The organism is Streptomyces monashensis, assembly GCF_001866665.1.
Lineage (GTDB): Bacteria > Actinomycetota > Actinomycetes > Streptomycetales > Streptomycetaceae > Streptomyces > Streptomyces monashensis.
Genome location: NZ_MLYO01000009.1, coordinates 29,995 through 42,144 on the forward strand (window position 1 = coordinate 29,995; position 12,150 = coordinate 42,144).

Here is a 12,150-nt window from a genome sequence, read left to right on the forward strand (position 1 = left end):
CACCGGAGGACCCGTGTCCGCTTCGTCAGCCCGTACGAGCCCCGCCCGGCGCGCACTGCGCGCCGGGCTCGCCACCGTGGCCGCAGCAGCGGCGGCCGGCGCCCTGGGCGGCTGTTCGTCCGGCCCCGCCGGATCGCCGTCTCCCCCGCCGTCGCACGCTCCCGCGTCCTCCTCGTCCTCCGCATCCGCCACCGGGGCGGCCGTCCTCGACGAACGCGCACGCGGAACCACGGTCCGGGTGGCCCCCGGCACGCTCGTCGTGGTGCGCCTGCACGGCGCCTACTGGTCGACACCCGCCAGCTCGAACCCGCGCGTGCTCACCCCCATCGGCGGCGGGACCTCGGCCTCCGCCACCTGCCCGCCCGGCCGCGGCTGCGGCACGTCCTCCGTGCGATTCACCGCCCTGCGGCCCGGCGCGGTCCACATCACCGCCCGGCGCGACAGCTGCGGCGAGGCGATGCGCTGCCCGCCCGGCCAGGGACGCTACGACGTCACCGTGACGGTCACCTGACAGCACGGACCGACGACAGCCGGGCCCGCTGCCTTCCGCGCGGCGCGGTCAAGGATTTCCAGGATCTGTTGTGCTTGAACGGCATCTCGAATATCCGGGAGAAAACCCACGCCCCGAATATCGCGACCGGTAGGCCGAGGAGAAGAGTGAACCCGAACACGGGAAGCCGGGGCGACACGGCATGCGGGGCCGCCCGGCGAATGACGATCATGATGATCGGAAGGTGGATCAGGTAGAGGCTGTAGGAGAACTCACCGAGACCGCGAACGGGCCGTGCCGTCAGGAGTCGTACGAGGAAGGCGGGTCTGCCGGTGGCGACCGCGGCGAGCAGCATCGTCATGGCGGGGCAGACGGCGAGATCCATCCAGAAGTAGTGGTTCACCGTCCACACGGAGCCCTGGACGAAGCCCAGAGCCAGGACGGGCAGGGCGGCCAGGGCGGCGAAGAGTCCCCATGGCAGGCGTCGCACTCTGTCCGACGCCACGGCGACTCCCGCGCCCACGACTCCTGCCACGAACACGGGAACGAGGTCCGGAGCGAGCCAGTTGTCGCCCTCCACCGGGGATGCGCCGCTCGCCGTCAGCCCGCGGGCGATCACCGGAAGCGCCACACACGCGACCAGGACCGTCGCGCCCCACCGCCGCCGGACCAGCAAGAGGAGAGGGAAGAGGAGATAGAGTTCGGCCTCCACGCCGATGGACCAGAACGCGCCGTTCGGTGTGGGTGCGGTGACCATGTCCTGAGCGACGGTGCCGTACACGAGAACTGACGCACCGGTAGGCGGACCGAAGTGCGAAGCCGGCACCACGAGCCACGCAATGATCAGGCTCATGGCCAGGGCCGCCCAGTACGGGGGCAGGATGCGCCAGGCGCGTCGGCGCAGGAACCGGGTGACGCCGCTCGACCGCCAGCCGTGCTGCGCCGCGGACATCGCCAGGGAGAAGCCGGACAGCACCAGAAAGAAGACGACGGCAAGGCGGCCGAACATCAGTCCGTCCAGCCACCAAGGCGCCGAACTGCGCGGGTAGCCCGGGAACGAGTACAACCAGCAGTGGAACAGGACCACGTACAGCGCCGCCAGGCCGCGCAGACCGTCCAGACCCCGCACATGCCGTCGGACAGGTGCTTCGCCCGCCCTCTCCTCCCGGCCGGCCGGGGAGCCCGGGTCGGCCGGCGCGGGAGCACTGCCGACCGGACGACTCAAGTGCGCTGAAATCGGTCAACTCCTTTTCGGAGAAAGTCGGTTCACCGGAGCGGCCGTCCGTCCGCCCGGGCCACGATCGCCGCTAACTCGTCACTGCGGCCTTCTGGCCGGTCGGGGTGACGGCGTACCACTGCCCGCCCATGCGCTGGCCGTTCATCTGTCCGGCCCTGGTGTCGCCCGTGTACCGGTACAGCGGCCATCCGGCGAGCGTGACCTGTTTCATGCCGTTGCGGTGAACCGTGCCGAGCAGGCTCTTCTCCACGCCCATGGTCCGTACGGAGCCCTGCACCATGACGGGCGTCCATGTCCTCGTACACCCTCCGGCACACGTCCATTTGGAGGGGGTCGCCTGGTCCCTGTCGTAGCGGTAGAGCGTCATCCCCTTGTCGTCGGTGACCACGGTGCCCATCCCCTTCACCGCCCTGGCCATCAGCAGGGTGGTCGTGGCCATGTGCCCGCTGCCGGAGCTGCCGGCGTCCGCGGGTGCGGAGGTGGCCGGTGCGGAGGTCGCGGGACCCGACGCGGCCGTGGCGACGGGGGCGGCGTTGCCGGCGTTCGCGCTGGAGGCGTTGCCGTCCGAAGAGCCGCAGGCCGCCAGCAGGAACGCGGACACGAGCCCTGCGACCGAGGAGAGGACGATGCGTTGCGGGATCACGGAGTTGCCCTTCGTCGGGAGTCGCCGTCTGCTTCCTCCCCCAGTACGTCGGACGACTCCCGCCCTCTCAGCCGTCGGTGTCACATGGCGGACTCTTGACCATCGGCGGGCCCGGGCCGGCGGCCGCAGCCGCAGGTGTCCCGTCGCGGGCCCTGCTGCCGCTCCCGCAGCATGACGCCAAGGCTCCGCTCTACCACTGACGAGGTGTGCCTGACGACAGGGTGACCCGCAGGACGGCGTGACGTGGCACCTGGCTGCCGGGCGAGGGTGTCTGCTCGCATACGCGGCCGACGGGGGTGCCGGGGTGAGGGCACACTCGGTGCCGGACGGGCTGGACGCGTGCGCCGATGGCCTGGGCGCTCGACCGGGCCTCGTTCATCGTCTGGCCGATCAGCGAGGGTGCCGCGACCCGGGGGCCCGCAGGGACGTGCGATCCGGCGATCACACAGGTGCACACGGCGGCGGCCGTCAGCAGCACCGCCGTCGCCGGGAGTGCGCGGCGGACGCGCCGTCGGCGCACGGGGCGTTCTTTCCGGGGATCCGGGCGTGGCGAGGGCTGCGTGTGCCGGTCCGTCGCAGGTGGAGCCGGAAGCGGCGGGGTGACCGCCGTGGCACGGCCCGCCAGAACCTCCCCGATGGCCGCGCGCATCTCCCCGGCGGTCTGGTACCGGTCCGCGCGGTCCTTGGCCAGCGCGCGCAGCACCAGGGTGTCGTAGGCGGCGGGCAGCGTCGGGACGTGGGCGGAGGGCGGCACCGGTGGTTCCGACACGTGCTTCATGGCCACGGCCAGCGGGGTGTCGCCGGTGAACGGGGGCCGGCGGGTGAGCAGTTCGTACAGCAGGCAGCCGGTCGAGTACAGGTCGGTGCGGAAGTCCACCTGCTCGCCCCGGGCCTGTTCCGGCGAGAGGTACTCGGCCGTGCCCACCACCACCGAGGTGCGGGTGAGGGTCGTGCCCGCCCGGTCCACCGAGCGGGCGATGCCGAAATCCGTCACCTTCACGGTGCCCTCGTGGGAGAGCATGACGTTCGCCGGTTTGATGTCCCGGTGGACGATGTCGTGACGGTGGGCGTGATCGAGTGCCTCCAGCACGCCGGCGGTGAGTTCCAGGGCGTGCTCGGGTCCGACGGCCGGTGCCTCGCGCACGAGCTGGAGCAGCGTGGTGCCCCGGACGTACTCCATCACGAGGTACGGGACGAGGTGGCCGTCGATCGTGTCCTCGCCCGCGTCGTACACGGCGACGACGGACGGATGCCCCAACAGGGCGGCCGAGACGACCTCACGGCGGAACCGCGCCCAGTGCTCGGCATCGGCCGCCAGCTGCGGCCGGAGCGTTTTCACGGCGACCTGGCGGAACAGCAGCAGGTCGTATGCCAGCCATACGTCGGCCATCCCCCCGTGCCCCAGGACCTCCTCCAGACGGTAGCGTCCGCCCAGACGACGTGACCGATCCATGGTGTTCCCCCCTCGTTGCCGACGTCCGCCGGGGCACCGTAGGGGTGAATCTTGTGGGATCTCTGTGATCCGGGGGCGCGGACCGTCCAGGCCGTGGCAGCGCGAGTGGCCGCCCCCCGTCTGCGGAGGCGGCCCCTGGTCACGCTTGCGTCACTGCCCGCCGTACTTCCGGCTCATGCTCTCGTACACCGCCTTCGCCTCCTGGCCCAGCGGCGGGCCCGCGAGCCAGGAGTGGTCCGCCGGGCCGATCGAGGTGTTCGACACCAGTACGGTCTTGCCGTTCACCACCCGGAACCAGCCCCCGCCCGACGAACCGCCGGTCATGGTGCAGCCGATGCGGTACATGTCCGGCAGCGCCGGGCCCATGGAGAGCCGGCCGGGCCGGTCGAGGCACTTGAACATCTTGAGGCCGTCGTACGGCGGCGCGGCCGGGTACCCCCAGGCGCCCATCTCGGCGACCTGGTTCGCCGGGGGCGCGGAGAAGTCCACGTCGAGGGCCGCGCCGACGGTCTCCTCCAGCGACTTGCCGCTGCCGTTCTCCGGCTTCACGTGCAGGATGGAGTAGTCGTACGGGGACCCGTCGTTGCCCACCTCGGCGCCCCGCTGGAGCCATTCGTTCGAGGTCGAGACCCAGTCCGCCCACCAGGTGCCGTACGGAGCGGCCTCGGTGGCGCCGGCGGTGCGCATCTGCGCCGCGGAGTCGCCGTCGTCGTTGTACGACGGCACGAAGGCGATGTTGCGGTACCAGCCGCCGTCGCGCCCGGCGTGCGCGCAGTGGCCGGCGGTCCACACGAGGTTGGACCTGCCGGGGTGGTTGACGTCCTTGATGACCGTGCCGGAGCAGACCATCGGGCCCCGGGGGGAGTCGAAGAAGACCTTGCCGACCGGGGCGGAGTACTCGTGGTAGGGGGTCTTCTCGGCCACGGCCTGCACGGGCCGCGGGGCCGGATCGCTCAGGCCCTGGCCGGCGGAGGCGTCCTGGGTGGAGACCGTCTTGTCGGCCGCCTGCGCCGACTGCATCCGCTCCGGCTTCCACAGCCCCTTGATCACCGGGTTGACGAAGTCCTTGGCGTCCTTGAGCCACGTGGACCTGTTCCAGTTCTTCCAGCCGCCGTGCTCCCACTGGGAGACGTCGATCCCGTGTGCCTTGAGCCTGTTCGCGAGGTCGGCCGGAACCTGCGCCCTGCCGTCGGCGCTGCCGGCCGGCTGGGAGGCATCGGCACCGGAGGCGCCGTTCGCCGTGTGCGAACCGGAGCCGCCGCAGGCGGTCGCGGTGAGCGTCAGGGCCGCGACGAGCCCGGTGGCGGCGAGAAAGGTGCGCTGCCGTCCGCGGCGCGCGAAGGACACAGATATGGAACGCATGGTGCGACAACCCCCGTTGGAACATGTACGTGCTCGGCCGTGTCGACACAGGCCGTTTGCAGAGCGCCACCCACTATGCCCGTGGAGCCGAGGGCGAACGGAGGAGACACGGTGAAGGTTCCCGGCAGGCGTCCTCCCCGTGTCGCACCCGCAGGACGGCCACCGCCGCAACGGCCGCGGCCCTTGCTCACGCGGCGGCCGCTCTACGTCCCCGCGTGCACGTACGCCGCCCAGATGTGCGGGCGGTCGGGTATGCGGTGGCGCAGGTGGCGGACCGTGTCGTGGAGGGCCCGGGCGGGGCCGGGGGTGTCGGGGGCCGTCGTGCGGCGGTAGAAGTCGCGGGTCATCCGGTCGGCGTGGGTGCTGTCGATCTTCCACAGGGTGCCGACCGCCGCGGGGAAACCGGCCAGCAGGAAGGAACTCGTGATGTGGATGGCCTCGTCCGTGAGGCGTTCGGCGGTGCGTGCGGTGCCACAGGCCGCCAGGAAGGCGAGCTGTGCCGCGCGCGGGCGCGCCCGGCAGATGTCCAGGACCGAGACCGGCTCGCCGCTGGGCAGGTGCAGCAGGGCGCCGGAGGGTTCCGTCGGGTCGGTGGCCGCGTGGCAGCCGAAGTGGGCCCACGAGGCGTCGTGCAGCGCGGCGAGCACGGCCTCCCGGGTGGCGGCCGGACCGGTCAACGGCGGGTTCGAGCCGAGGAGTTCGGCGGCGTGAGCGGTGGCCGCGGCGACGCCGGGGAGATCGTCCTCGGGCGCGGCGACCAGCAGGGCGCTGCCGTGATCGGCCGTACCGCGCTGTCGGGCGCGGGCACGGGCGTAGGCCAGGGTCTGCAGCCCGGGTACGTACGACGACACCACGGCGTCGAGTGCGGCGCCGCAGCCTTCGCGCTCGCAGTCGGGCGCCGTGCACTGGGCGGCGTGCAGCGGCAGGGCGCTGAAGGGGCCGGTGGGGACCCACCAGATGCGCGGCCAGTCGGCGTGGTCGGGGACGGGGGCTGCCGAGCCGACCAGCTTCAGCACCGGGCGCACGATCGTGTGCCAGGTCCACGCGAGCGTCTCACGGACCGCGTCGCCCGCGGCGACGAGTTGGAGCGGGGACGGACGGGACGTGCCCTGCGCGTTGATGGCGTCCACGGCGTCCCGCAGCGTGCGTGCCGCGGCGGTGATCTCGTCGGCCTCGGCTTCGAGGTGCAGGGCGGTGATCGACCCGGGCGTGACGACGAGGGCGTGGCAGTAGCGCCTGGCGTGGTTGAGGAGGACGACCGGGCCGTCGGCCGCGAGCGCCCTCAGCTCCTCGGCGGCCAGGGGCCGCAGGAAGCCCTCGAAACCGGGCTGTGTGCGGATGTGCCGTACGAGACCGTCGAGTTCGCGGGAGGCGCGCAGACCTGCCAGCCGGGCCCACTCGGCGTCGCCGGCGGCGCCCGGCTCGGGCCGCGCGTCGAGCTGTTCCGTCAGCCGCTCGAACTCGGCGGCCAGCTCGGGGTGCGCGGAGCGCAGGCCGCCGGTGTCCGCGCGGGCCTCGATCCGCCGGGCCAGCAGCAGGCCCCGGCCGCGCTCCAGCAGTTCTGCGGCACGGTCGACGTCCGGGCCCTCGGCCCTGCGTTCGAGGGGGGCGGGTACGTGCGGGGTCCGCCCCGCCTTGACCGCGCGCACGCTCTCTTCCAGGGCCTTCACCTGGGCGGGGAGCCGTTCGACGAGCGCCTGGCCGACCAGGTGGGCGAGGACCAGCTCGGTGATCGACCGGATGTCCCCTTCGAAGGTCGACAGACCGTGCTCGGCGGACGCCTGGTCGCTGCCCCGGTCGGTGACGGCCGCCATCGCCTCGATGCCGGCTTCGAGATGTGCCAGGGCGAGGTCGACGCGGGGCTGGTCCCGGCCGAGGGCCCCGGCCGCGGCGCCGATCTCACCGTGGGCCCGCATCCACACCGGGATCGCGGTGTCCTGCCACGCCTCGGGGTCCACGACGCCGGAGAGGCGGTCCTGGAGGGGCTTCATGAGGGCGGAGAGGAAGTCCTCCGGGGTGCCGGTACGGGGAGCGCCCGTGGCAGTGGAGGTGGACGCGGAGGTGGGGGTGGAGGTGGTCGCCTTCGGCAGGCGGCCCCGGCGGATGACGTCGAGGACGGTCCGCATCGCGGCGCCCGCGTCCACCGGGGCGCCCTGCGGCATCTCGTCCGTCAGAACGTGGCTCAGTTCCTCCGCCTCGGTCAGCAGGGCCTGCGCCCGCCCCGGTTCGGTGGCCCGCAGCGCGATGGCGCGCTGTGCGAGCGCCCGGACGAGCGTCATCGCGGTCATGGTCCGCAGCGGGTGTCCGGGGGCGCACCGGGCGAAGGTCGCCCGGCACTGGTCGACCACGGCGTCGCTGAGGTCCCGGCGCGGGCCGCCGCCCGGTCCCACGGTCTCGACGAGGTCGACGTAGACATCGCCCATCAGGTCGTACCAGGGCGGGTCGTCCCCGGCGGGCACGGCGGGCACGGCGCGGGTGATGTCGCGCATGCGGCGGGCGATCTGCCGCGCCCGGTCCAGCTGGGCCGGTTCATGGCCGAACAGGTAGTTCTGGAGGGCGTTGTGCAGCTGGGTGCGGCACGCCAGGAGCTCCTTGTCGGTATCGGACAGCACCGGATCGCCGGGCCGGGGCTCCCCCTCGTCCGCCGGCATGCCGGGCAGGCCCTGTGCCGAGGCGAGCAGGGCCGCGGCCTCGCGTGCGCCCTCCGCGTCGAAGCGGCCGAGGGACACGGTGGTGAGCGCGTTCGCGAGTATCCGGTTGAACTCGCCCGGAAGGTCGGGCGCGTTCGCACGGGCGTCGCGCAGCAGGCTGACGACCTCCTCGAGCTCCGTGAGGTCGGGGCGGGTGGCGGACCGGGAGGACAGCGCGGCACCGAGTGCGGCGGAGAGGTAGGGCCGGACGGTGCTGCCGTCCTCCCCCATGTCCGCCATGAGCTCCCGGATGATCTCGATGTCGGCGTCGAGGCTCTCACGGCCCGACAGGCGGATCTCGGACATGCGGGTCAGCTGCTCCACCCGGCCGCGCATGTCGTCGTCCAGCACGTCCCCGGTGCCGGCCGACACGATGGCGACGGGCAGCGCCACCGCGAACTGGCCCCGCCGCAGCAGGTCCGAGACCGGGGACCCGGCCGGGGCACCCGCCACCACCTCCTCGGTCAGCTCCCGGCACTCCGCCGCGAGCAGCCCGGCCCGCGCGGGCGCGGTGTCGCGCAGGGCCTCGGCGCGCAGTCCGGTGAGCGCGGCCAGTACGGCGACGTAGGCGTGGCGGTGCGGCCGGTCGGCGGGGAGGGCGGCGACGGCGGTGCGGTAGCGGTCGATCCGCTCGTCGGAGGTGTCGTCGGGTTCGAATCCGGCGGCCAGGCCGACGAGTTCGAGGTCGATGTCGAGGGCGCCGCCGCCCGCCTGTGCGGCATCCTCCCGGACCCGTTCGACGAGGCGCCCGAGGAGCGGTCCGACCCGCTTCAGGCCGTCCGGGTCCTCGCTCCGGCCCGCCTCCTGCAACTCCCGGTAGGCCGACAGCATGTCACGCTGTTCGTCGCTCAACGCCCCCACCGAGTCGAGCAGTTCCAGGGCCTCTGCGACCGCCTCCTCGTCCTCGCGCTCCGCCCCGAGGGCCGCGAGCGCCTGACCGAGCGCGGTGGTCGCCCGGGGATGTGCGGGATGCCCGGCGGGAGTGGCGGCCAGGGCCGTACGCAGCCGTCGTACGGCGCAGGCGATACGGCCCGCGTCGTGTTCGGCGATGCCCGCGTCCGCGATGGTCGCGCCGACGACCAGGTCGCGTTCGCCGGGCCAGCCGACGGGCTGGGCGTCGAGCATGCGCAGGAAACGCAGGCCGTCGGCGGTCTCCGGGGTGACCGCTCCGTCGGGCGCCGCCGCGACCAGCCGCTCGACCAGGGCGAGTCGGGGCGTGCCGAGCAGCCGTGCGGCGTCCACCACCGTGCGCAGGGTGGCCGCGGCGACGGCCCGCGCCCCGTCGGCGTCGAACAGGCCCGGCTCGGCGGCGGCGAGCCGCGTGCACACCGCCTGCCCGTACCGGGCCGCGGCGGCCAGCCCGTCCGGGTCCGCCGCGGTCTGGAAGCGGGTGATGTGGACGTCGTGGGCGTGGACGGCCAGGAGCACGAATCCCACGTGGTCTTCGGCCTGTACGTACTCGAACGAGGTGTCCGACCAGGCACGCGCGGACTCCAGGGCGGCGGTCCTCGCCCGCGTCGGCCCCTCGGCCGCGGCGTTCAGGTACGCCGTGCTCATCAGATGCGCGAACCGTGCCTCGTGGGACGGGTCGGCGGCATCGAAGCCCTCCGTCAGGGCCTCGGGTAACCGGATGCCGTCGGGGACGCGCGGGCACAGGTGGCCGAAGGTGCCGAACACAAGGGTCAGGTTCTGTTCCGCGTCGGGGTCCTCGGCGCCCTGGTGGCGGAACCAGAAGGTCCAGAAGACGTCGGCGAGCGCGCCGAGGTCGACCGGGGCCCCGGGTGCGGGCGCGGCCTCCCGCAGCAGGGACAGCGCGTCGGCCACCGCGTCCTGATCGCGCAGGGGCGCGGGGTCACGGGCGTTCTGAGCCGCTACGAGGCGTGCGACCACTCGTTCCCGAAGCTCGGACATCGTTCTTACATTAGTCTGACCGACTGTCAGGGGGAAGCGGTTCCCGGGACGTTGGAGGAGGCGGCCGTGGGGGACGGGGCGAAGGCGCACAGGGTGTACGAGGACGCCGTGGAATACCTGTGCCGCAATGTCGAGGAACTGCGTCCGCTGATCGCCTCCGCGGTCTGGGACTCGGCCTTCCCGGTCGTACGGGACGCGGACCCGGCGGGCGCCGCGTGGCGGGACGCCGTACGCGCCCTGCACGACGCGGTCGAGTCGGCCGGTGTCCCGAACGGGCTCGGACTGGCCGCCACCATGGCCGTGGGCGACTGGCCCGGCGCCCCCACACCGCGGTCGTCGGGCTGGGTCTGCCCCACCGGCCGCTGTGCCAGGGTCGAGCTCCGGGGCACGGCGCCCACCGCGACACCGGGCTGCGCGCTGAGCGGCGGCGAGCCGATGCGCCTGGTGGGCGGCTGACGACGGATGGGGCTCCTCATCGAGCTGCAGAAACGCATACCCGACGGCTGGTTCCTACGACGGCTGCTGCCCGCCGCGCTGTTCGTCCTGGTCGCCGTCGTCGGCGGCGGGGAACTGGGCCACACGCACTGGGACGACGTCGCGCTCGCCCGCCGGGGGATCGCCGGCGCGCTGCACACCGGCGACGGCCTGCCCGCGGACGCCGTCGCCTCGCTCGTGCTCTTCGCGGTGCCGGTGGTGGGGGCCGCGTTCGCGGTGCCGTATGCCGCCGCCGCGATCGGCGCGCTGGCGTCCGGGGCCTGGCCGTGGTGGCTGATGCCGGTGGGCCGCCGGGTGACGGCGTGGCGGACACGGCACTGGGCGGAGCCGGACAGCCTGGCCGAGGACTCCGTCCGGGCACGCGGCGCGGGCCACGCCCTGCGCGCCGACCTCCTCGACGCGCGGGCCGCCCGCGCCCGAGCCTTCGGGCGGCCCGAGTCACCGACCTGGTCGGGCGACCGGTTCCGCCGCACCGAGGCGCGCATCAGGGAGACGGGCGGCGACGTCGTCCACGGCTGGACCGTACTCCTGCTCGGGGCCGCCGATTCACCCCGCGCCGCACTGGCCGAGGCCCGCGACGCCTACGACGCGGCCTGCGAGGCCCTCGCCTGGAGCACGGCGTTCACGATCCTCGGCGCCTGGTGGTGGCCCGCCGCCCCGACCGGCGTCCTCCTCGGCCTGGCCTCCTGGCGCTCACTGCGCCACGCCGTACAGGCACTGTGCCGCACGACGGAGGCGGCGTTCACCCTGCGGGAGCCACCCCGGCCGGTCTCCCGCCCCGGCGACCGCTCCCCGGGCGACCCCGCCTGAACCATCACGTCCGGGGACGGGCAGGGCCAAGTGCCCTGGGGGGCATGACCAGTTCGTGGCGAGGTGTGCACGCTGACGCCGGTGGGAGCGACGTCCGGTCGCCCGCCGGGGGACGGGCCAGGGCCCGGCCGCGGCTCGCCCCCGTGCGCCGGACCGGGGGTGAGCCTGAGGCACGGGGGCGCGGGGCCCGGGGATCCGGGCCGGGAAGCCCGTTCAGCCGGCGCGGCGCGAGCGGCGGAGGCGGCGGACGCCGAGGCAGGTGCCGAGCAGGGCGGCGACGGCCGCTGTCGCGGCGCCCGCGGTGAGGGCTGCTCCGGCGGTCGCCGTGGGGGCGGCGGACGCGCGCGGGGGCGCGGCCGTACCGCCGTAACCGCCGCCCTTGCCCGCCCGGTCGTAGGCGGACCCCGGGAGCTTGTCGCCGTATTCGGCGTGGACCAGGTGCTGGTAGGCGGCCAGGGTCATACCGCCGTTGCCCACGGCGCGCCGTGCGTCGGGGTCGAGCGGCAGCACACGGCCGTCGCGCACCACGTACCAGGCGTCGATCTGCGGTTCCTGGAAGACGGTTCCGAGACCGTGCGCCTTGCCGGCGTAGTCGGTCTCGTCGCCGCCGGTCGCGATGTCGACGACCTTCCAGCCCTTCGCCGTCCGTGCGGTCCACACCGAGGCGACCTGGCCGTCCGAGGAGACCGCCTTGCTCGCGACGAACTGCCGGTCGGCCACGGGGGCGCCAGGGCGCCCGGCGACGAACCCCGGGTCGAGGAAGGACACGGTCACCGAGGGCCCGACGAGGTGCGGCCGGGCCGCGTTCGGTGCGATCGCGCCGTCGCGGGCGAAGAAGCGCGCGAGGGTGAGGAGGGTGGCCGGGGCCGACGCCGCCTCACGTGCCCGAGCGGTGTCGGCGGCGGTGAAGGGCGCGGGGAGGGTGCCGGCGGTCGCCGCGTGGGCGGCGGTGGGGGCGAGAGCGCCGAGGGCCGCGGTGACGGCGAGCGCCATGACCGCCGTGCACGTGCGGACGGGCTTGCGGCCGGCGGGCGCGTGCGGGGTCGGCGTGTGGCGCAT

General features: G+C 74.0%; 9 protein-coding genes. 3 read left to right on the forward strand and 6 right to left on the reverse strand.

Annotated elements, in window-relative coordinates:
• Window positions 1-13: 13 nt before the first annotated feature.
• A complete protein-coding gene (locus BIV23_RS49485; RefSeq protein ID WP_143079027.1) occupies window positions 14-511 on the forward strand; it encodes a hypothetical protein in 498 nt (165 codons plus the stop codon).
• Here the strand turns inward: BIV23_RS49485 and BIV23_RS01580 are convergent.
• The 5 genes from BIV23_RS01580 to BIV23_RS01600 form a co-directional block, all read right to left on the reverse strand.
• The gene (locus tag BIV23_RS01580) at window positions 504-1,619 is read right to left on the reverse strand and encodes an acyltransferase family protein (RefSeq protein WP_079172859.1); all 1,116 of its coding nucleotides are present in this window, start codon (window positions 1,617-1,619) and stop codon (window positions 504-506) included. The genes BIV23_RS49485 and BIV23_RS01580 overlap by 8 nt on opposite strands.
• Before the next feature lie 178 nt (window positions 1,620-1,797).
• Entirely contained in the window at window positions 1,798-2,370 is a 573-nt protein-coding gene (locus BIV23_RS01585; protein ID WP_071378875.1) for a hypothetical protein, read from the reverse strand.
• 190 nt (window positions 2,371-2,560) lie between these two features.
• Window positions 2,561-3,823 (reverse strand): protein kinase domain-containing protein, encoded by a 1,263-nt coding sequence (locus BIV23_RS01590; RefSeq protein WP_079172860.1) that lies wholly within the window; start codon window positions 3,821-3,823, stop codon window positions 2,561-2,563.
• Window positions 3,824-3,973: 150 nt separating this feature from the next.
• Entirely contained in the window at window positions 3,974-5,185 is a 1,212-nt protein-coding gene (locus tag BIV23_RS01595; RefSeq protein ID WP_071378877.1) for a trypsin-like serine peptidase, read from the reverse strand.
• A gap of 203 nt (window positions 5,186-5,388) precedes the next feature.
• Window positions 5,389-9,786 (reverse strand): CHAT domain-containing protein, encoded by a 4,398-nt coding sequence (locus tag BIV23_RS01600; RefSeq protein ID WP_143079028.1) that lies wholly within the window; start codon window positions 9,784-9,786, stop codon window positions 5,389-5,391.
• Window positions 9,787-9,852: 66 nt separating this feature from the next.
• Here BIV23_RS01600 and BIV23_RS01605 point away from each other — a divergent pair, with 66 nt between their 5' ends.
• Window positions 9,853-10,242, forward strand: a complete 390-nt coding sequence (locus tag BIV23_RS01605) for a hypothetical protein (protein WP_071378879.1) — start codon at window positions 9,853-9,855, stop codon at window positions 10,240-10,242.
• A gap of 6 nt (window positions 10,243-10,248) precedes the next feature.
• Window positions 10,249-11,091, forward strand: a complete 843-nt coding sequence (locus BIV23_RS01610) for a hypothetical protein (protein WP_071378880.1) — start codon at window positions 10,249-10,251, stop codon at window positions 11,089-11,091.
• A 213-nt stretch (window positions 11,092-11,304) separates the two neighbouring features.
• Here the strand turns inward: BIV23_RS01610 and BIV23_RS01615 are convergent, their stop codons facing one another.
• Window positions 11,305-12,150 (reverse strand): hypothetical protein, encoded by an 846-nt coding sequence (locus BIV23_RS01615; protein ID WP_071378881.1) that lies wholly within the window; start codon window positions 12,148-12,150, stop codon window positions 11,305-11,307.